Genomic DNA, 19698 nt, shown 5'->3' with positions numbered 1-19698 from the left:
AGTACGGCCCCGCACCCAAATGGGTGCGGGGCCGTACTCAAATACGCAGATTTTTGAGGTTCTCCGAGCCTAGAAGTCCCAGTCCTCATCCTCGGTGTTGACTGCCTTACCAATGACGTAGGACGAGCCCGAGCCCGAGAAGAAGTCGTGGTTCTCGTCGGCGTTCGGCGACAGGGCTGACAGGATGGCCGGGTTCACGTCCGTGACCGAAGCCGGGAACATGGCCTCGTAGCCCAGGTTCATCAGCGCCTTGTTGGCGTTGTAGTGCAGGAACTTCTTGACGTCCTCGGCGAGGCCGACGCCGTCATACAGGTCGTGAGTGTACTGGACTTCATTCTCGTACAGCTCGAAGAGCAGCTCGAACGTGTAGTCCTTGATCTCCTGCCGGCGTGCCTCAGAAACCTTCTCCAGGCCCTTCTGGAACTTGTAGCCGATGTAGTAGCCGTGCACAGCCTCGTCGCGGATGATCAGGCGGATCAGGTCAGCCGTGTTCGTCAGCTTGGCGCGCGAGGACCAGTACATCGGCAGGTAAAAGCCGGAGTAGAAGAGGAAGCTCTCCAGCAGCGTGGAGGCCACCTTGCGCTTCAGGGGGTCGTCGCCCTGGTAGTAGTCCATGACGATCTGGGCCTTCTTCTGAAGGTTCTCGTTCTCGGTGGACCAGCGGAACGCCTCGTCGATCTCCTTAGTGGAAGACAGCGTGGAGAAGATGGAGGAGTAGCTCTTCGCGTGCACGGACTCCATGAAGGCGATGTTCGTGTAAACAGCCTCTTCGTGCGGGGTGAGCGCATCCGGAATCAAGGATACGGCGCCAACGGTGCCCTGGATGGTGTCCAGTAGGGTCAGGCCGGTGAACACGCGCATGGTGAGCTGCTGCTCCGCCGGCGTCAGGGTGTTCCACGATTGGACGTCATTGGACAGCGGCACCTTCTCCGGCAACCAGAAGTTGTTGACCAGGCGGTTCCAGACATCCACGTCCTTGTCGTCCTGGATACGGTTCCAGTTGATGGCTTCGACGTGCGCAAGCAGCTTGACCTTCTCCGTCATATTTATCCTTCCGCCAGATGCTTCGAGCGCCGGATCATTCCAACGTCCAGCGATCAATTCTAGTCCCTAGGGGCTCTGAAAATCGCCAGATTCTCGTTGCTATGAGCTTATTCACCTGCCTGGCGCGGGAGCAGTTTTCGTCGACCGAACGATCGTCTTAACGACCGTTAGTGGAGACACGGATGTGCTCCACTAACGGTCGTTCACTGGCTACTTGGACTCTTTTACGGTCGTCGACGGGTGCGACTTTCCGTACTTCGGCGTTACATAACGTCCGGTCTTGGCGCTGCGATATGAACCGTTAGCCATTGGAGGTTTCCTCCTCTCTGTTGAGCTAGTGAGTGGATCACGCACAGCCCTACATGGGCCGAATCGTGACCCGGATAGTCCGGCGAATAGTGCGTCGCACATAAGCCATAGCTACCAACTCCTTTCCGGAACTATGCCCGGACGGAGGGCCTTCGACAGAAGGCCAGCAACTCCTGTAAACTCAACAGTCCAGGGTAGAACTTGGAACTGTCTCGTTTCCGGGACTTTGTTGAGGGGCTGTGTTCGAGCACGGCCCCTCAAGCTTTTAAGTCTTGGGCGTACGCCGGCGGGCGGGCACCCGCCGTCGTACTCGGCAAAAATCAACCGAAATCAGTTGATCACAACATGCATGAGACGCAGCCCTCAACCTCCGTCCCTTCCAGCGCGAGCTGGCGGAGACGGATGTAGTAGATGGTCTTGATGCCCTTCTTCCAGGCATAGATCTGGGCCTTGTTGATGTCGCGGGTGGTGGCGGTGTCCTTGAAGAACAGGGTCAGCGACAGGCCCTGGTCCACGTGCTGCGTGGCGGCGGCGTACGTGTCGATGACTTTCTCGTAGCCGATCTCGTACGCGTCCTCGTAAAACTCCAGGTTGTCGTTGGTGAGATACGGCGCCGGGTAGTACACGCGGCCCAGCTTGCCTTCCTTGCGGATCTCAATCTTGGACGCCACCGGGTGGATCGAGGAGGTGGAGTTGTTGATGTAGGAGATCGAGCCGGTGGGCGGGACGGCCTGCAGGTTCTGGTTGTAGATGCCGTGCGCCATGACGGAAGCCTTCAGCGCGCGCCAGTCATCCTGGGTGGGGATGTGCACGTCCTTGAAGAGCTCCCTGACCTTCTCGGTCTGCGGCACCCACTCCTGCTCGGTGTACTTGTCGAAGAACTCGCCCGAGGCGTACTTGGACTTCTCGAAGCCTCCGAACGTCTGGCCGGTTTCGATGGAGAGCAGGTTCGACGCGCGCACCGCGTGGTACACCACGGAGTAGAAGTAAATGTTGGTGAAGTCCAGGCCCTCTTCGGAGCCGTAGTGGACCCGCTCACGCGCTAAGTAGCCGTGCAGGTTCATCTGGCCCAGGCCGATCGCGTGACTCTGGTCGTTGCCGCGGGCGATGGACGGCACCGAGGTGATGTTCGACATGTCCGAAACAGCCGAAAGAGAGCGGATGGCTGTTTCGATGGTCCGGCCGAAGTCCGGCGAGTCCATGGTCTTCGCGATGTTCAGCGAGCCCAGGTTGCAGGAGATGTCCTTGCCGGTCTCGTCGTAGGACAGGTCATCGTGGTACGTCGTGGGCTGCGAGACCTGGAGGATCTCCGAGCACAGGTTGGACATGATGATCTTGCCGTCAATCGGGTTCTCCCGGTTAACAGTGTCCTCGAACATGATGTAGGGGTAGCCGGACTCGAACTGGATCTCAGCGAGGGTCTGGAAGAACTCGCGCGCCTTGATCTTGGTCTTCTTGATCCGGGAATCGTCCACCATCTCGTAGTACTTCTCGGTGACCGAGACGTCGGAGAACGGCATCCCGTAGACGCGTTCGACGTCGTACGGCGAGAACAGGTACATGTCCTCGTCCTTCTTGGCCAGCTCGAAGGTGATGTCCGGGATCACGACGCCGAGCGAGAGGGTCTTGATGCGGACCTTCTCGTCCGCGTTCTCCCGCTTGGTATCCAGGAACCGGTAGATGTCCGGGTGGTGGGCGTGCAGGTACACGGCACCGGCGCCCTGGCGGGCACCGAGCTGGTTGGCGTAGGAGAAGCTGTCTTCGAGGAGCTTCATCACGGGGATGACGCCCGAGGACTGGTTCTCGATCTGCTTGATCGGCGCACCGACCTCGCGGATGTTGGTCAGCGCGAACGCTACGCCGCCGCCGCGCTTGGACAGCTGCAGGGCAGAGTTGATTGAGCGGCCGATCGATTCCATGTTGTCTTCGATGCGGAGCAGGAAGCAGGAGACCAGCTCGCCGCGCTGCTTCTTGCCGGCGTTCAGGAACGTCGGGGTAGCAGGCTGGAAGCGGCCCTCGATGATCTCGTCGACCATCTGGGTGGCCAGCTGCTCGTTGCCGCGGGCCAGGTGCAGGGCAACCATGCACACGCGGTCCTCGTAGCGCTCCAGGAAGCGCTTGCCGTCGAACGTCTTCAGCGTGTAGGACGTGTAGAACTTGAAGGCGCCCAGAAACGTCTCAAACCGGAACTTCTTCTTGTACGCGCGGTTGAAGAGCTCCCGGATGAAGTTCATCGTGTACTGGTCGAGGGTTTCGCGCTCGTAGTACTCGTTCTTGACGAGGTACTCGAGCTTTTCCTCCAGGTCGTGGAAGAAGACCGTGTTGTTGTTCACGTGCTGCAGGAAGTACTGGTGCGCCGCCTCGCGGTCGGCCTCGAACTGGATCTCGCCGTTCGGACCGTACAGGTTCAGCATCGCGTTCAGCTCGTGGTAGCCCAGGCCCTTGTAGGCAGCGGGGAGCGCCGGCTTCTCCAGCTTTTCAAGAGCCGTGTCCATGGACGCGTCCTTTCCTTCGGGCCTGGTTACTTCTGTGTCTGCGACAGTCGTGTCCAAAACTCTTCCAATCCTTTTCGTACGCGGGAGACGTCTTCCGGCGTACCCATGAGTTCAAACCTGTATAGATGGGGGACCTTGCATTTGGCGGCGATGATGTCGCCCGCCATGCAGTAGTTGTCCCCGAAATTCGTGTTTCCGGCACCTATGACGCCGCGGAGCAGGCGCCGGTTGTCCGGGTTGTTCAGGAACCTGATGACCTGCTTGGGCACTGAGCCCTCGCCGCCCGTCCCGCCGTAGGTGGGGACCACGAGCACGAACGGTTCACAGGCAACAAGGCGTTCATCCTTGGCGTGCAGGGGGATCCTGGCCGCGTCCGCACCAAGCTTCGCGATAAAGCGGCTGGTGTTCTCCGAGGCCGAGGAAAAGTAGATGAGGCGGCTGTGAGTCTGGTTCACAGGCGGTGTCTGGTTGACGGGCGTCGTGTCCGCAGCACGGGCTGCGGCCGGCGCATCGGCAAGTGCCGGTGCGGCCATGGGAGTCACCTCATCTACGTGCGAATTCTCTGCCGGAAACGGCGTTGGCGTAGCCTTAGGCCACAGAAGCGGAGGCGCTCAGCGCCAGCTCTTCGATCTTGTCCGGGCGGAAACCGGACCAGTGGTCCTGGTCCGTGACGACGACCGGCGCCTGCATGTAGCCGAGCGACTTCAGGCGCTCAAGGGCGTCCGCGTCCTGGGAGATGTCCACGCTCTGGTAGGCGATACCCTTCTTGTCCAGTGCACGGTAGGTGGCGTTGCACTGTACGCAGGCCGGCTTGGTGTAAACCGTAACGGTCATGGTTCCTGTCCCCTTTGTTGAAGTCACTGCTGCTGCACTCTTCTGAGACCTTGCTGGTGTCTCGGTATTGAAATCTCTGGCATCTAACGGTGGACTCTGCCCGGACCTTACCGTCCAGTACTGGCCTGCGCCGGTCACTCGCTCAATCTGTATGTCGATACTACATGTAGTGCGCGGCCCCGGAGGGGACCCCAAGATGATGTATTACAAGTATGTCATTTAATGCACTTTTAATCCACAGGCCGGTGCCCTCAAAATGTCCGGATTTCCGGGTTTTTGATGGACGGAATCCACACCCTGTGGAGTACTTAGCCACATTTAAACCCCAGCGTGTCGCCCCGAAGACGGCGTGTCGCGGCACCCCCGACGGCACCTTTTGAGTGGGCCGGAACACAACAGCGGGGGTCCCGAAGCATGCTTCGGGACCCCCGCTGTGATTAAGCGAACGCCAGGCTAGAGCTGAGCCTCCCGGCGGCTAGAGCTGAGCCTCCCGGCGGCTAGAGCTGTGCCTCGCGGCGGTCGAGGACGATCTGCTGCACATCCAGGTATCCGGACTGGAAGCCGGCCCGGGAGTAGCAAAGGTAGAACAGCCACATCCGCTGGAAGACCTCGTCGAATCCGAGCCCGCGCACCTCCTGCGCACGCTGCAGGAACCGCTCCTCCCACAGCCTCAGGGTGGCGGCGTAGTGGTCGCCCATCCCCCGGCGCTCACGGACCCGCAGGGTGGTGTGCTGCTCCGTGACGCTCTCGATCGCCCGCACCGAGGGCAGGAACCCGCCGGGGAAGATGTACTTGTGCACCCAGGTGTAGGCGTTGCGGGTGGCGAGCATCCGGCCGTGCGGCATGGTGATGGCCTGAATGGCCACCTTGCCGCCGGGCGCCAGTACCCGGTCGATGGTCTGGAAGTAGACGGGCCAGTAGTCGTATCCCACCGCCTCGATCATCTCCACGGATACGACGGCGTCGTACTCGCCTTCCACGGCGCGGTAGTCCTGCAGACCCACCGTGACCTGCCCGGAGAAGCCGGCTTCCTCGATCCGCTGCTGTGCGAGCGTCTGCTGCTCACTGGAGAGAGTCACCGTGTACACGCTGGCCCCCCGGGCTGCGGCCCGCAGGGCCAGTTCTCCCCAGCCGGTGCCGATCTCCAGCAGCCGCGTACCTTCCCCTACCCCGGCCTTGTCCAGCAGCCTGTCGATCTTGGCGTGCTGTGCTGCCGCCAGGGCGTCCCAGCCCACCTCAGCCAGCTGGCCCGCCGAGGCTGGAAAGAGCGCCGAGGAGTAGCTCATGGTCCGGTCCAGGAAGCTGCCGAACAGCTCGTTGGAGAGGTCGTAGTGCCGGGAGATGTTGCCGCGGGTATTCTGCTCGGTGTTGCGCTCCTGCCGGGGCGCCCGCGGCAGGTACAGGCTCCGGAGTCTCTGCAGCGGCGCGGGAATGAGCGTGTCCACCGAGGAGGCAAACACCTCCAGGACGGCGGCGAGGTCGAACGCCTCCCAGTCCCCCGCCATGAAGGACTCCCCCAGTCCGATCAGCCCGTTGTCGCCAATCCGGACCGCGAAGTCCACCGGACGCACCACGGTCATCGCCGGCGCGCCTGCACCGCCGGTGCCCAGCACCGTCCCGTCGGGGTATTCCACCCGCAGCGGCAGGCGGCGGACCGCCGCCCGGAACAGGGAATCCGCGGCCTTGCCGGCCACCTGCGCCTTTACCCCCGAGGGCGGATGGGCGACGCCGGGCCACACCGCCGCGTCGACGGTCTCCGGCGCCGGCGGTACCCGGAAGCCCTCACCTGGCGTGTTGTCCTGGTGCGGAGCGTCCCCATAAGACGGATCTGTGTAGGACGGATCTGTGAGAGTCACGAGACGGCCTCCTGTGCTCGGTGGTCGGGACGGTGGGTGGTGGGCAACCCGCGGGCCCAGAGTTTGATTCCCTGCCAGCGGATCTGCAGCACCAGGCGGAGCGGCGCAAGCGGAACCGCGGCCGCCGCCGCCAGGATGCTGCCGGCTGTGGCGGGCCGCCGGACGCCGGTCATGGTGGCGGTGAAAGGCTTCCGCCCGGGGCGCTCCAGCACCACTGCCACGGCGAGCCCTCCCGCCGGTTCGGGCAGGCTCATCCGGTAGCTGCCGTCCACCTCGTTGAACGGGGACACGAAGAATTCCTTGTTGGTGCGCGCACGGCCGGCGCCGTCGGGATGCAGAAGGTAGCAGTGCCGTTCGCCGTAGGTGTTGTGGACCTCGGCGATGACAGCGCGCAGCGCGCCGTCGGCACGGTGGCACCAGAAGATGCTGATCGGGTTGAAGACGTGTCCCAGCACCCTGGCGTTGGCCAGCATGGTGACCGTGCCGCCGTCGGGCTCTACGCCGTTCACGGCGAGGAAGCGGTCCACGTTCTCGCGGATGCTTGCCGCGGGATCCCCCAGATGGTCCTTCGCATGGAATCCGGCGAGGGGCCGCAGCCACCAGGGCAGTCTTGGCAGGTTGTCGACGTCGACATACCAGCTGTAGCTGCGGTAGGTGAAGGCGTTCTTCAGCGGATCGCGCCGCACATGGCGGATGCTGGTCCGGTAGATCGCCGCGGTCATGGCACTAGCTCCGCGGCCTGCCCGGCATCCGTAGCCGCAGGGTCCGAAACAAAAGCGAAAGGGTCCTCCCACTCGCGGCCAAGCTGGGCGGCCGCGCGCACACCGGAGGCGGCGCCGTCCTCGTGGAATCCCCAGCCGTGGTAGGCCCCCGCGAAAGCCAGCCGGTGATCGCCCAACTCCCCGAGTCTCCCCTGGGCGGCCATGGATTCAGGCGTGTACTGGGGGTGCTCATACACGAGGTCCTGCAGCACGGACTCCGGTTCGATCAGTTCCGATTCGCCGAGGCTCACGATGTAGCTGCCGCCGTCGCCGGGGGTGAGCCGCTGCAGCCGCGTGAGGTCGTAGCTGACCAGGACGTGCCCGGGACGGGCAGTACAGGACGGCAGCCGGTAGTTCCACGACGCGCGGGCAGCGCCGCTGCGCGGCAGGACCGCCGGATCGCGGTGGAACTTGATGTGGTTGACGGAATACGGGATGTGCCCCAGAATCTGGACCTCTGCCGGGCTCGGCTCCGCCATCATGGCAAGTGCTTCGCGGGGGTGCGCCGCGATGACCGCGGCGTCGAAGTGCTCGGTTCCGGCCGCCGTCGTAATCTCCACTCCGGTTGGGATCCGGTGCACGGCGAGGACAGCACTGGAGAGGCGGACATCCTGGAGACCGTCGACCACACGGTCAACATAGCGCCGGGATCCTCCCTTCACCGTCTTCCACTGCGGCGAGCCTTTGACGCCGAGCATGCCGTGGTGTTCGAGAAAGGTGAAGAGGTACCGGGCGGGATAGGCGAGGGCGGTGGTGGGGTCGCAGGACCAGACCGCGCTGACCACCGGCGCCATGAAGTGCGAGGTGAAGTAGTCGCTGAAGCGTTCGCGTGCAAGGAACTCGCCCAGCGTTTCCTCCTGTCCCCCGGGACGTGACGCGCCGGCGGCCAGCAGCGCCCGCGCCTTCCGCCAGAACCGCAGGATCTCGGCAAGCATCAGCAGGAACCGGGGCCGTGCGAGGTTGGCAGGCCTGGCAAAGACACCGGAAGCGCCCTTGGCCCCGGCGTACTCCAGGCCGCAGCCGTCGCAGCGGATGCTCATGGTCATGTCCGAATTCTGCGTCTCGACGCCGAGCTCAGCGAACAGCCGGATGAGGTTCGGGTAGGTGCGGTTGTTGTGCACAATGAAGCCGGTGTCCACGGCGAGGCTCCCCGAGTCCTGCGGGACGTCGTGCGTGTGGGCATGTCCGCCCGGCCGGGAATCCGCCTCGAAGAGGGTCACGTGGTCCCGGCGGCTGAGGATATGCGCGGCCGTCAGGCCCGCCACTCCGCTTCCGACGACGGCGACCCGCCGCCTCTCGTCTGCACTCCATGCTGGGCTCGGTGACAATCTTCGCTCCTCTGCTGAACAGTTGCCGGGGAATTGGTAGTTACGGGCTATTCGGAGCAGTACTGCGTGCCGGATGGGTGGCCTTTTTTCGCCGCTTTTCCTGCCACTGAGCGGCCGGAGTAAGGTTGGCTGGTGGTCAACCCCGTGCATTTGAGGACGCTCCTTGAGGTGACGCGGCTTGGTTCCTTCGCGGCCGCGGCGAGCAGGCTTGGCTACACCGCCTCAGCCGTGTCCCAGCAGATGTCCGCCCTGGAGCGTGACACGGGCGTCCGCCTGTTCCAGCGCTCCGCCCGGAGCGTGGTTCCTACGGACGCCGCGATGGTTATGGCGCGCCACGCAGCCAAGGTCCTGACGGACATCGAGGCGCTGATGGCCGCGGCCTCCAAAACGCAGGACGCCACGAGCCAGGAGCTGCGGCTGGGTATCTTCCCGAGCCTCGCCACCTATGTGCTGCCGCGGATCCTGCGCAGTCCCGCGTGGAAGGACCTGGGGATCGACCTGCGGGTATCCGTCGCCGAACCCGCCCAGACCATCCAGGGGCTGCGCACCGGCGGCGACACAGATGTGGCGCTGGTGTACCAGGTGGGACAGTCCGGGCTGGCCTGGCCCCACACCATCAACCGGCAGTGGATCGGTGACGACAACTTCCGCGTGGTCCTTCCCGCCGGCTGGGGATTCCGCAGCGAGGCGAAAGTGGCCGCGGACCATCTGTCGGACATGCCGTGGATCATGCACCACCCCGGCACGAGCGATGCCACCGTCATTGAGCGGCTCTTCGCCGGCTGCAACCTCCACCCGCGCGTGGTGGCGTACAGCGACGACTTCCATGCCAGCCTCGAAATGGCCGCCGCCGGGCTGGGGGCGGCGCTGGTGCCGGAACTTGCGCTGCTGCACCGGCCGGCCGGCGTCGTGGTGCTGGACGTTCCTGAAATCCGGCTGGCCCGCAACGTCTTCGCGCTGCTCATCAACGACAAGAAGACGGCCCGGGTACAGCTGTTCGTTGACCTGCTGGCCGAAACGATGGGCGGCCTGGGGCAGTCAGTTAAATGATCCCCGATGCTGGAATGCTCTGCTTTTCGGGTCTATGTTGAAGATATGACCACCAAGGTAGCGAGCCAGCACTTCGGAGTAATCGAGCTGAACCACGGCAGGGACCATAACGTTGCCGCGGAGCACGAACTGGCCGGACAACGCCTTGAGCTGGACCTGAACATCAACGCCCATGACCACTTCGACGAAGCGGCCATGCACAAGGTGGACTACCGGCTGCGGTACCTCCCCGAGCTCGTGGACGAGGTGAGGGAGATGATCGCCGAGGAACTCGAGCAGGATGGCACCAGCCCGCAGGAATACCTCCGCTTCCACTGCAACGCCATCAAGGACGAGCACCTGCAGAAGGTCTTCGGCGTGAAGGAGAAGAGCCAGCTCACCAATGCGGTGTTCCTCAAGGCCCTGAAGCTCGGCCACGTGGGAATCTACCCCGGCCAGCCCGAACGCTACTTCGTCCTGGACTTCACCCTGGGCGAGCACTTCACCGACGAGGTCCTGGTGGCGTCCGCGGACGAGGACGGCGTCGTCGACGACGAAATCGTCTGGGAGTCCTGAACCTCCCATCGATTGCTCCATAACTGCCCTTTTGCGCGCTGAAAACGGCGCTGGGCCCACGCCGGCAGGGTTCCCTGGCCGAACTTGTGAGGCGAGGGAGCCGGTGGGGAGCAGTCGATGGTTAATAACGACGGCGCCCGTCACCTTTTCGGTGACGGGCGCCGGTTCGTTCGTGGTGCTTTTTTACTACTTGGCGCCTTCGAGCAGCTCGGCGCGGACCGTCTTGGTGGCCTCGACCAGGTTGCGCAGAGACGCTTCGGTCTCGGCGTAGCCGCGGGTCTTCAGGCCGCAGTCCGGGTTGACCCAGAGCTGGCGGGACGGAACGTGCTTCACGGCGGTGCTCAGCAGTTCGGTGACTTCCTGCTTGCCCGGGACGCGCGGCGAGTGGATGTCGTAAACGCCGGGCCCGACGCCGCGGCCGAAGCCGTGGGACTCGAGGTCGTGGACAACCTCCATGCGGGAACGGGCAGCTTCGATCGAGGTCACGTCGGCGTCCAGGCCGTCGATGGCATCGATGATCGCGCCGAACTCGGAGTAGCACAGGTGCGTGTGGATCTGCGTGGCGTCGGCCGCACCGGCGGTGGACAGGCGGAAGGAGTTGACGGACCACTCCAGGTAGGCGGGCTGGTCTGCCTTGCGCAGCGGGAGCAGTTCACGCAGGGCGGGCTCGTCAACCTGGATGATCTTGATGCCGGCAGCTTCGAGGTCGGCGATCTCATCGCGCAGGGCCAGGCCCACCTGGTTGGCGGTCTCGCCCAAGGGCTGGTCGTCGCGGACGAAGGACCAGGCCAGGATGGTGACCGGACCGGTGAGCATGCCCTTCATCGGCTTGTTGGTCAGGGACTGGGCGTATTCCGCCCAGGCCACCGTGATGGGGGCGCTGCGGGTGACGTCGCCCCAGAGGATGGACGGGCGGGTGCAGCGGGAGCCGTAGGACTGGACCCAGCCGTGGACCGTGACGTCGAAGCCTTCGAGGTTCTCGGCGAAGTACTGGACCATGTCGTTGCGCTCGGGCTCGCCATGTACCAGGACGTCGTAGCCGAGCTCTTCCTGCAGCTCAACAACACGCTTGATCTCGTCCTTCATGAGCTGTTCGTACTGCTCGTTGGTCAGGTCCCCCTTGTTGTTGCGGGCGCGGGCCGAACGGATTTCCGAGGTCTGCGGGAACGAGCCGATGGTGGTGGTGGGCAGCGGCGGCAGGTGCAGTGCAGCTTCCTGGGCGGCTTCGCGGACCGCGTACTCGGAGCGGTTGAAGTCGGCCGGGGTCAGGGCCTCGGTACGGGCGCGGACGTCGGCGCGGCGGACACCCTCGGCTTCGGCGCGGGAGGCGATGACGCGGGTGGCCTCGTCGATGGCCGGCTGGACATCCCTTGATTGAACACCGGTGGCGGCGTCGGTCAGCAGGCCGGCGAGGGTCACAACCTCAACGGCCTTCTGGTCGGCGAAAGCCAGCCAGCTGCGCAGCTGCTCGGACAGCTGGGCCTCTTCTGTGACGTCGTGCGGGACGTGCTGGGTGGAGGTGGAGGTGCTGATGGCCAGCTTGGCGACGCTCTTCTGCAGTTCGGCGATCTTGTTAGCCGAGGCGGCAAGATCGTTGCGCCAGATGTTGTGGCCGTCCACGACGCCAGCAACGAGGGTCTTGCTGCCCAGCGCAGCCAGGGCTGCGGCGGAGGGAACCTCGCCCTTGAAGACGTCGATGTGCAGGGCGTCAATGTCCGTAGCGGCAAGGGTGCCGAGCTGGCCGTTGAGTGCGCCGTACGGAGTGGAGACGAACAGCTGCGGGCGGCTGGCGGCAGCGGCGAGGACCTCGTAGGCACGGGCTACGGCGGCCTGGATCTCCTGCTCAGGGGTGTCCTGGTCCACAACCAGGGCGGGCTCGTCCAGCTGGATCCAGCTGGCGCCAGCGGCGGCCAGCTTCCCGAGCAGCGCGGTGTAGACCGGCAGGATGTCCTCGAGGCGGGACAGCGGGCTGAAGCCAGCGGGGGCGTCGTCGGAAGCCTTGCTCAGCAGCAGGAAGGTGACGGGGCCGACGATGTACGGGCGGGTCTCCACGCCGTTGGCGAGGGCGTATTCGAACTCCTCAACGATGCGGTTTGAGGTCAGCGAGAAGTTGGTCTCCGGGCCGATTTCCGGCACGAGGTAGTGGTAGTTGGTGTCGAACCACTTGGTCATTTCAAGCGGCTGCTGTTCCTTGTTGCCGCGGGCCAGGGTGAAGTAGCCGTCGATGTCCAGCTGTCCCTCGGCGTTGAGGAGGTTGCCGAAACGGGCGGGAACGGCACCGACGTGGGCAGCGGCGTCGAGCACCTGGTCGTAGAAGGAGAACGTGCCCGGAACGGCTGCTGCTTCGGTAAGCCCGAGGCCCTGCAGGCGCTTGGCGGTGCCCAGCTGGATCTCCTTGGCGGCGGCGTCCAGGGCAACGGCGTCGATCTTGCCTGCCCAGTAGGCTTCAACGGCCTTCTTCAGCTCGCGGCGGCGGCCGATGCGGGGGTAGCCGAGGATGGAGGCGGACGGGAACGCGGTGTTCTGTTCAGTCATGTCAGTTCCTTGAATGGTTGCGAAATGCTGTCAATGTCGGGGGGAGGAATGCGGTCAGCTGGCAGGCTGACGGCAGGCGGATGCGATCAGCGGGCGAGCTGACTGCAGGTGAAATCCGGTCAGCGGGCGAGCTGGCGGCGGGGAATCCGGTCAGCTGGCGAGCTGGCGGCGGGCGAGTGCGTTCAGGCGGCTCGACGGGCGTGCCGGCCGGGCAAGCGACAGCTTGTCCAGCACCTGCAGCGCGCTCTGGTGCTCATTGAACGTGTAGATGTGGAGTCCGGGTGCACCGGCGTCCAGGGCCGCGTTGGCCAGGTCCACCGTTGCGCTGACGCCGATCCGGAGCCGCTCGGCGTCGGTATCCGCGGCAGCCATCCGCTCGATGAGCTCCGGGGCGGGTTCGACGCCGGTCAGCTCGCCGAGGCGCTTGAGCCTCCGCAGGCTGGTGAGCGGCATGACGCCGGGGATGATGGGGATGGTGACGCCCGCCCGGCGTGCCCTGGTCACGAGATCCGCGTATTGCTCCGTGCGGAAGAAGACCTGGGTGATCGCGAAGTCGGCACCGGACCGCTGTTTGGCCAGCAGCACCTCCACGTCATGGGCCTCGCTGGGCGATTCCGGATGCCGCGTGGGGTAGGCTGCTACGCCAACGGCAACCTTCCCGGCGCACAGCAGGGCCGAGCGGCGCTGCTCCACGCGGCGGATGAGCTCAATCAGGTCCTGGGCGTAGCGCAGCGAACCGCTGACCGGTTCGCCGCTGTCCTTGGGCAGGTCGCCGCGGAGGGCAAGGATTCCGCGGACGCCGGCGTCGAGCAGTTCACCGATGATTTCCGCAAGCTCTGCCGGCGTGTTGCCCACACATGTCAGGTGGGCAAGCGGGCGGAGGGTGGTCTCCAGCACCAGTCGATTGATGAGTTCGACGGCGGTGTCCCGGTTGGAGCCGCTGGCACCGTAGGTAACCGATACGTAATCGGGATCGGTGGCTTCCAGTTCCCGGATGGTGTTCCACAGGGTCTCCGCGGCAGCGGGCGAACGGGGCGGAAACAGCTCATAGGAAAGCGCCACCGGCGCGGTGTCGGAAAGATTTGGATGTGTTTCAATAAGGCTTGGTGGCGACATTTGCGTCCTTGGCTTTGGGCCATTGAAGGCGGCGCTGCCATGGCGGGAAGCCCAGGCAGCAAGCGGTCAATGAATTGAGTTTGGGGAACACGGGACGAACTTCGGCAGGGCGCAGCCGCGACTGTTACGCCTGTAAAGAAGTCCACCGTGAGCAAATGTCAGGCCCACATGGGGGCACCCACACCCTCCTTGGCGGCCGGCAGGCGGCACATCCGCAGCGGAGGATCGCTGACACGTTACCTGGGTAACTTGTATAGAACTCTAGAAGCCATCCGGGCACGCCTTCAAGTTGACGCCGAATTAAGACGCTGCTTTACGCCCGATTGGATTGCCCGTTCAGAATTATCTTCGCCAAAAGGGACTCTGGGGTAGGTGAGCCGCCGGCACTGCCCGGGCGGACCTCTTTCCAAACCCAGGATATTAGTCCATTCTTTTGTCACGTCGTATCGGATTCGGCAAGGTCTCAGGTTGAGGAGGCTGGATGCTTCTTCTGGTTCTTCCTCGGTGAATCGTCCCGAGAGAGCATTATCCGCGCCCACCGGAGCCTGCACCGTCCCGTCCCATGATTCGCCCGCCGGCAGGGCGCGGTTAGCCAGCGTTCTGCAGCGGCCGGGCACGGCACTGACGCCGCGGTGGAGTTGCTGGAAGCCAGAAATCCTTACGGCGAAAGGCCACCGAGATGTTCCAGCTTCACAAACCACCCCGTTCCAAATCACCGTCCACTCCGGGCTCCGCCCTTGTGCTCCTCGTCGCGCTGGCCACAGTTACGTCCTGCGCCCCACAGCAAAATGCCGCCCCGCAGGCCACTTCCGGTTCCGCCGCACCGACAGAGACGTCGGCCGCGGCCTCCCCAACCGGATCTGCGGCTTCGGGATCCGCCACCCCCGGTTCAACCGGGACAGCCGGCGCGGACGAGCTTTGCGGGCCCGGCTCCGCGATCAACTTTGACATCTCCCAATTCCAGTCATCGCCCAACGTGGACAACAAATGGTTCCCGCTCAAGCCGGGCATGCAGTACACCACCACGGGCGACGTCAAGAGTGCCGAGGGAGACATCAAACGGACAGTTGTGCACTCAATAACGGGACTGACCAAGGTCATCGACGGCGTGAAGACCCAGGTCATGTGGGACCGGGACTACGCCGACGGTGAGCTCGTGGAATCCGAACTGGCTTTCTTCGCGCAGACGCAGAGCGGCACCGTCTGGCTGTTCGGCGAATACCCGGAGGAATATGAAGGCGGGAAGTTCACGGGCGCCCCCTCCACCTTCATCCATAGCGTGGATGAGGCGCAGGCCGGAATCGCCATGCAGGCGGACCCCCAGACAAACACGCCCAGTTATGTCCAGGCCCACGCAGCGAGCGTCGACTTCCTGGACTGCGGGCAGGTCTTAAAGCAGAACGAGCATGTGTGCGTCGCCACGGGCTGCTATGACGATGTTCTGGTCATCGACGAACGCAACCCGCTGGAGCCTGCGGTAGGCCACCAGCGGAAGTTCTACTCGGCCGGAACGGGTTTGGTGAAGGTGACAGCTGTAGGCGGAACGGACCAGGAGACACTGGAGCTCACCAAGATCGAACAGCTCACCGACGCCAAGCTGAAGGAAATCAATCAGGAGGCGCTCAAGCTCGACCAGCATGCCTACCAGGTCAGCAAGAACGTCTATGCCAAGACGGATAAGGCTGAGGTTGCCACTGAATCGTCTGGGCCTGCCAGCAGCCCGGCTACCGGCGACAGCCCAACTGTTCAGCCCGGCTACTAGTCAGGACGAGCGCCCAACACCGGAACGGGTGCCCGGCGGCAGGTTACCGGGCACCCTCCCCTTGGCCCACAATCCGGTCTATTCTGATGCCATGATCCAGCTTCCAGCCAGCTACGAGGAATATCTCGTTGGCAAGGACCCAAGCTTCGTTGACATGGTCCGTCCCATCCTCCTCCAGTCGGCAGCGGACCAGCTGCACGGCGTCCGGGTGCTGTACATCCCCCGAGGGCACCAGGCACACCTCGACGACACAATTCCCTACGGGACAATCGTCGAGGACATCGACTAGGGCTCAGCCCTCCAGCAGCAGCCGCTGGGCCCGGGGCGCAAGGGTGTGCTCAAGGACCAGGCATGCAGCGCCCACGGCTCCCACGTCCTCCCCCACGCCCGTGCCCACGACTTCGACGGCGTGGATGTTGCCGGCGTCGCTGTTCTGCTGGATCAGGCCGGGGACCTTCGCCAGGTAGCGCGCGGACAGCAGCGGCCAGAAGGGGCCGCCAAACACCACCCGGTCCACGTCCAGCGTGTTGGCCACCACTGACGCCGCCCGGGCCACCAGTTCGGCTGATTTGTCGATGATGTCAGCCGCTTCGCTGTTGCCGGCGTCGGCTGCTTCGCAGAGCATGGCAAACCTTTCCTGGACGGCAGAGTTGCTGGTGGCCGTTCCGGGCTCATCCAGAATGCCCGCAGCTTGGGCCTGCGCGACGAGGACCTGGGGTATGCAGGTGGACTTGACGCAGCCGCGCAACCCGCAGTCGCAGGGCGCTCCGTCAGGGTCAACGATGATGTGGCCGATTTCGCCGGCGTTGCCTGACGTCCCGCGGACCACCTCGTCATTGAGGACAATGCCGCAGCCAATCCCGGTGCCCATGTACATGAAAACAAAGCTGCCGGCGCCGCTGGCTCCGCCGGCCCACGTTTCCGCGACTGCCGCGCTGGTGACGTCCTTGTCCATCAGCACAGACAGTCCTGTCGCCTCAGCGAGCGCATCCCGGAGCGGAACGCTGTCCCAGCCATCCATGAGCGGCGGCTCCACCACCGTGCCGTTGTCGTGGTCGATAGGTCCGGGTGCCGCGACGCCCAGGCCGGCAATCTTGGCGCGATCCACACCCGAGGCCTCGATCAGCCTGTCGATTTCGGCGGCAATGGCGGTAATGACCGCCTCGGGCCGGGAGCTGTCCGGCGTTTTCACGCTCGAATGCAGGACCACTGCACCCAGGAGATCAAGGACGACGAACGTTGCTACGGCAGGGTCCAGATGCACGCCGACCGCATACATGCCGGCGGGATTCAGGCGAAGGATAGTTCGCGGCTTGCCTGGTCCGCTGCCCTCTTTGCCCGCCTCGACAATAAGGTTCTGGTCCAGCAGCCGGCGGGAAATGTTCGAAATGGTTTGCGGGGAAAGACCAACGATCTGGGCAAGTTCAACGCGGCTGAGCCCTCCGGCGGCACGGCGGATGGCATCGAGAATGACCGTCAGGTTGAAGTCGCCCATCCGCGGCAGGTTGGTTCCGCGCCTCGGCGAGGGCTGGCGGATCTCGGTCAAGGATTCCCCTAACATCTTCTGTTGGCCACTATCAATGTCTGAATCGTACGTTACGCCCCGGTGAACGGGTACGCCCCACGCTCAGGGCACTGCAGGCGCGTTCGACGACGGCCGGCGGGGCTCAGTTGGCATCCCGCCTGACGCTGACGGCCACCGTGAATTTGGGGTTCCGGCCCCTCACGGTGGTGGGACCAACCAGCCGCTCCAGAGCCGTCGTATAGCGCAGGTGACTGTTGAACACCGTCCAGAGCTGGCCTCCGGGTGCCAGCACCCGGCCGGCTGCCTCGAAGAGCTTCAGCCCCGCCCCGGCGTGGACGCTGGAACCGAGGTGGAACGGGGGGTTCAGCAGGATAAGGTCCGCGCTCCCGGCCGGAAGGGTGCTCATTGCGTCATCCTGGACAGCCGTGATGCTGGCAGCCAGGCCGTTGGCCCGGGCAGTTGCCCTTGCCGACGCCACCGCGGCCGCGGACCGGTCCGTGGCAATAACCTCGGCTCCGGGGTGCCGGCGGGCATACATTGCCGCCAGGATCCCGGTGCCGCAGCCCAGGTCCACGGCCTTGGCGGAGGCCGGGATCTGCGGCAGGAATGACAGCAGGAAGCGGGTTCCAATGTCCAAACGCGTGCCCGCGAAAACGGCCCCGTGCGCGCAGATATCCAGGCCGAGTTCGGCGTTGTGTTCACCTTCCGGAGGCTTCGCACCGGTGGCGAGGAGCAACCGTGATTTTTGCCGGGCCAGCTGCGGCTGCACCGTGCCGAAGTATTTGCCCAGCACGGCGTTCATGCCCAGGGACATGTGTTTAAGACGGCCGCCGGCAAGCAACACAGCGCCGGCAGGCGCGTGCCGGGCAACGGCGTCGGAAATTTCCTCGAGTTCGGCGAGGGTCTTGGGTAGCTGCAACAGCACCAGGTCCGCGCGGGCCAGCAGTTCAGCGCCGAGCGGCAGCTGCGCAAAGCTTCCGGAAACTCCCAGCGCCGCAGCATTGTTGCGGAGCGCCCGTTCCCCCGTGACCAGGTCCTGGTGCACCTTCACCTCGGCGGGCACCGGACGGGGACCGCCGGCCAGCAGCCCGAGCGTGAGCGCCCCGTAGTTGTCCCCGATGACGGCAACCGTACTGTCCGGGGAGAGCAGATCCGCGGCGGCGTCCAGCAGGAGGGAGTCAGTGGCGTCCCACGCCTGCAGGTTGGCGGCCTCGACATCGGGGTGCCTTCGAAGCAAGCCGAGGACCTGCCCAAGACCGTTTTCCGTCACGTGTTGCCGCCGCCTCTTCCTTGCTCGTCGCCCGGGCAGAAATCCGCCCGTGCAAATCTACCGCGGATCTGTCACGGCTGCGGAGGGGGCCAGGAGTTTGAGGATGTCGGTCACCGCGGCCCGGCCGGCGCGGTTGGCGCCGATGGTGGACGACGACGGGCCGTAGCCCACCAAGTGCACGCGGGGTTCCGCTGCCACCTGCGTTCCTTCCATGGCAATCCCGCCGCCTGGTCCCCGCAGGTGCAGCGGTGCCAGGTGCTCCAGCTCGGCGCGGAACCCGGTGGCCCACAGGATCACATCCGCCGCGACGAACCCGCCGTCCGCGAGCCGGACGCCGCCGGGCTCTATCGCCGAGAACATCGGCCGGCGGTCCAGTACGCCGCGCGCAGCTGCGGCCCGGAGTGCCGGAGTCCAGATGAGACCGGTGGCGGCGACGACGCTTTGCGGCGGCAGCCCCCGCCGCACCCGGTCTTCCACCAGTGCGACCGCGTCGTGGCCGGACTGCCGGTCGAATCCGTCCCGCCACACGGGCTCGCGGCGGGTGAACCAGCTTGTCGTGGTGACCTTGGAGATTTCGTCCAGCAGTCCGACCGCGGAGATTCCGCCGCCCACCACAATGACGTGCAGCCCGCGGAACTCCTCTGCGGACACGTAGTCGGCGACATGCAACTGGCGGCCCCCGAACGTGAACTGGCCCGGATAGATCGGCCAAAAGGGCCTGGTCCAGGTTCCGGTGGCGTTGATGACTGCCCGGGCCGTCCAGCCGCCGTCGGACGTGGTGATCCTCAGCAGCCCCGCCGGGTCAGCGTCCGCACGTTCGACGGCGAGCACCTTGACGGGCCGCTCGACGGCCAGCCCGACCTGCCGCTCGTAGGCGGCGAAGTAGCGGCTGAGGAATGCCGAGCTTGGTTCCGCCGGGTCGACATCCGGCTGCGGTATTCCGGGAAGGTCACTGATGCCGTTTACGGTGGCCATGAGCAGGCTTTTCCAGCGGTGCCGCCAGGCTCCGCCCGGCCCGTCCTCGGCGTCCAGCACCGCGTACGTCCGGCCTGGACCGGCTGCCGTGACTGCACCATTTGGCTGTTCTGCCGCCGGGGCCGGCGTAAATCCACGGCGGGCCAGGTGGAAGGCTGCCGAGAGGCCGGCCTGCCCGGCTCCGACCACCACGACGTCGGCATTGCGGTTCGATCCACCGCTTACAGTGCCACCGCTCAACGGTGCCGCTCGCCCGGCTCGCTCATCCCACTCATGTGTTCAT

Annotated in this window: 16 protein-coding genes; 4 read left to right on the top strand and 12 right to left on the bottom strand. The window is 64.8% G+C overall.

What is annotated here, in order from left to right; genetic code table 11:
• Nucleotides 1-69 precede the first annotated feature (69 nt).
• The 7 genes from nrdF to G9E11_RS02270 form a co-directional block, all read right to left on the bottom strand.
• Nucleotides 70-1044, bottom strand: coding sequence for a class 1b ribonucleoside-diphosphate reductase subunit beta (gene nrdF / locus G9E11_RS02300; RefSeq protein WP_190602563.1), 975 nt, complete (start codon nucleotides 1042-1044; stop codon nucleotides 70-72).
• Between the two features lie 647 nt (nucleotides 1045-1691).
• Nucleotides 1692-3848: a class 1b ribonucleoside-diphosphate reductase subunit alpha gene (nrdE, locus tag G9E11_RS02295; protein WP_190602561.1), complete on the bottom strand. Its 2157-nt coding sequence runs from the start codon at nucleotides 3846-3848 to the stop codon at nucleotides 1692-1694.
• A gap of 26 nt (nucleotides 3849-3874) precedes the next feature.
• A complete protein-coding gene (nrdI, locus tag G9E11_RS02290) occupies nucleotides 3875-4381 on the bottom strand; it encodes a class Ib ribonucleoside-diphosphate reductase assembly flavoprotein NrdI (RefSeq protein WP_194717748.1) in 507 nt (168 codons plus the stop codon).
• 55 nt (nucleotides 4382-4436) lie between these two features.
• Entirely contained in the window at nucleotides 4437-4682 is a 246-nt protein-coding gene (nrdH, locus tag G9E11_RS02285) for a glutaredoxin-like protein NrdH (protein ID WP_076802586.1), read from the bottom strand.
• Between the two features lie 497 nt (nucleotides 4683-5179).
• Nucleotides 5180-6538 carry a class I SAM-dependent methyltransferase gene (locus G9E11_RS02280; RefSeq protein WP_414635167.1) on the bottom strand — a complete coding sequence of 453 codons (1359 nt, stop codon included), beginning with the start codon at nucleotides 6536-6538 and terminating at the stop codon, nucleotides 5180-5182.
• Nucleotides 6535-7260, bottom strand: coding sequence for a DUF1365 domain-containing protein (locus G9E11_RS02275; RefSeq protein WP_190602559.1), 726 nt, complete (start codon nucleotides 7258-7260; stop codon nucleotides 6535-6537). Before G9E11_RS02275 ends, G9E11_RS02280 begins: the two co-directional genes overlap by 4 nt.
• Nucleotides 7257-8627 carry an NAD(P)/FAD-dependent oxidoreductase gene (locus G9E11_RS02270; protein WP_246468643.1) on the bottom strand — a complete coding sequence of 457 codons (1371 nt, stop codon included), beginning with the start codon at nucleotides 8625-8627 and terminating at the stop codon, nucleotides 7257-7259. Before G9E11_RS02270 ends, G9E11_RS02275 begins: the two co-directional genes overlap by 4 nt.
• A 132-nt stretch (nucleotides 8628-8759) precedes the next feature.
• Here G9E11_RS02270 and G9E11_RS02265 point away from each other — a divergent pair, with 132 nt between their 5' ends.
• Together G9E11_RS02265 and G9E11_RS02260 are read left to right on the top strand one after the other, a co-directional pair.
• The gene (locus G9E11_RS02265) at nucleotides 8760-9677 is read left to right on the top strand and encodes a LysR family transcriptional regulator (protein WP_190602555.1); all 918 of its coding nucleotides are present in this window, start codon (nucleotides 8760-8762) and stop codon (nucleotides 9675-9677) included.
• Between the two features lie 45 nt (nucleotides 9678-9722).
• Nucleotides 9723-10232: a DUF2004 domain-containing protein gene (locus G9E11_RS02260; protein WP_190602553.1), complete on the top strand. Its 510-nt coding sequence runs from the start codon at nucleotides 9723-9725 to the stop codon at nucleotides 10230-10232.
• Between the two features lie 186 nt (nucleotides 10233-10418).
• Here the strand turns inward: G9E11_RS02260 and metE are convergent, their stop codons facing one another.
• Nucleotides 10419-12767, bottom strand: a complete 2349-nt coding sequence (gene metE, locus G9E11_RS02255) for a 5-methyltetrahydropteroyltriglutamate--homocysteine S-methyltransferase (RefSeq protein ID WP_190602552.1) — start codon at nucleotides 12765-12767, stop codon at nucleotides 10419-10421.
• Between the two features lie 150 nt (nucleotides 12768-12917).
• Nucleotides 12918-13883, bottom strand: coding sequence for a methylenetetrahydrofolate reductase (locus tag G9E11_RS02250; protein WP_190602550.1), 966 nt, complete (start codon nucleotides 13881-13883; stop codon nucleotides 12918-12920).
• A gap of 679 nt (nucleotides 13884-14562) precedes the next feature.
• Here G9E11_RS02250 and G9E11_RS02245 point away from each other — a divergent pair.
• Nucleotides 14563-15645, top strand: a complete 1083-nt coding sequence (locus G9E11_RS02245) for a hypothetical protein (protein ID WP_194717747.1) — start codon at nucleotides 14563-14565, stop codon at nucleotides 15643-15645.
• A gap of 91 nt (nucleotides 15646-15736) precedes the next feature.
• A complete protein-coding gene (locus tag G9E11_RS02240) occupies nucleotides 15737-15934 on the top strand; it encodes a hypothetical protein (protein ID WP_102972413.1) in 198 nt (65 codons plus the stop codon).
• Between the two features lie 3 nt (nucleotides 15935-15937).
• On the opposite strand, the gene G9E11_RS02235 is transcribed toward G9E11_RS02240, so the two are convergent.
• The 3 genes from G9E11_RS02235 to G9E11_RS02225 form a co-directional block, all read right to left on the bottom strand.
• Complete coding sequence (locus G9E11_RS02235; RefSeq protein WP_246468642.1) at nucleotides 15938-17191, bottom strand: ROK family protein; 1254 nt, start codon at nucleotides 17189-17191, stop codon at nucleotides 15938-15940.
• Between the two features lie 121 nt (nucleotides 17192-17312).
• The gene (locus G9E11_RS02230; RefSeq protein ID WP_190602548.1) at nucleotides 17313-18440 is read right to left on the bottom strand and encodes a class I SAM-dependent methyltransferase; all 1128 of its coding nucleotides are present in this window, start codon (nucleotides 18438-18440) and stop codon (nucleotides 17313-17315) included.
• 57 nt (nucleotides 18441-18497) lie between these two features.
• Nucleotides 18498-19655, bottom strand: a complete 1158-nt coding sequence (locus G9E11_RS02225; RefSeq protein WP_194717746.1) for an NAD(P)-binding domain-containing protein — start codon at nucleotides 19653-19655, stop codon at nucleotides 18498-18500.
• Nucleotides 19656-19698: the final 43 nt, after the last annotated feature.

It is taken from the genome of Arthrobacter ipis (genome assembly GCF_014694315.1).
GTDB classification, from domain to species: domain Bacteria; phylum Actinomycetota; class Actinomycetes; order Actinomycetales; family Micrococcaceae; genus Arthrobacter; species Arthrobacter ipis.
This window is presented reverse-complemented; position numbering and strand designations above follow the sequence as displayed.

What these genes read in the sequence shown, in the direction of transcription:
- nrdI (WP_194717748.1), bottom strand. Translation starts at nt 4,381, where the DNA reads ATGGCCGCACCGGCACTTGCCGATGCGCCGGCCGCAGCCCGTGCTGCG.
- G9E11_RS02275 (WP_190602559.1), bottom strand. Translation starts at nt 7,260, where the DNA reads ATGACCGCGGCGATCTACCGGACCAGCATCCGCCATGTGCGGCGCGAT.
- nrdE (WP_190602561.1), bottom strand. Translation starts at nt 3,848, where the DNA reads ATGGACACGGCTCTTGAAAAGCTGGAGAAGCCGGCGCTCCCCGCTGCC.
- G9E11_RS02250 (WP_190602550.1), bottom strand. Translation starts at nt 13,883, where the DNA reads ATGTCGCCACCAAGCCTTATTGAAACACATCCAAATCTTTCCGACACC.
- nrdF (WP_190602563.1), bottom strand. Translation starts at nt 1,044, where the DNA reads ATGACGGAGAAGGTCAAGCTGCTTGCGCACGTCGAAGCCATCAACTGG.
- G9E11_RS02260 (WP_190602553.1), top strand. Translation starts at nt 9,723, where the DNA reads ATGACCACCAAGGTAGCGAGCCAGCACTTCGGAGTAATCGAGCTGAAC.
- G9E11_RS02245 (WP_194717747.1), top strand. Translation starts at nt 14,563, where the DNA reads ATGTTCCAGCTTCACAAACCACCCCGTTCCAAATCACCGTCCACTCCG.
- metE (WP_190602552.1), bottom strand. Translation starts at nt 12,767, where the DNA reads ATGACTGAACAGAACACCGCGTTCCCGTCCGCCTCCATCCTCGGCTAC.
- G9E11_RS02240 (WP_102972413.1), top strand. Translation starts at nt 15,737, where the DNA reads ATGATCCAGCTTCCAGCCAGCTACGAGGAATATCTCGTTGGCAAGGAC.
- nrdH (WP_076802586.1), bottom strand. Translation starts at nt 4,682, where the DNA reads ATGACCGTTACGGTTTACACCAAGCCGGCCTGCGTACAGTGCAACGCC.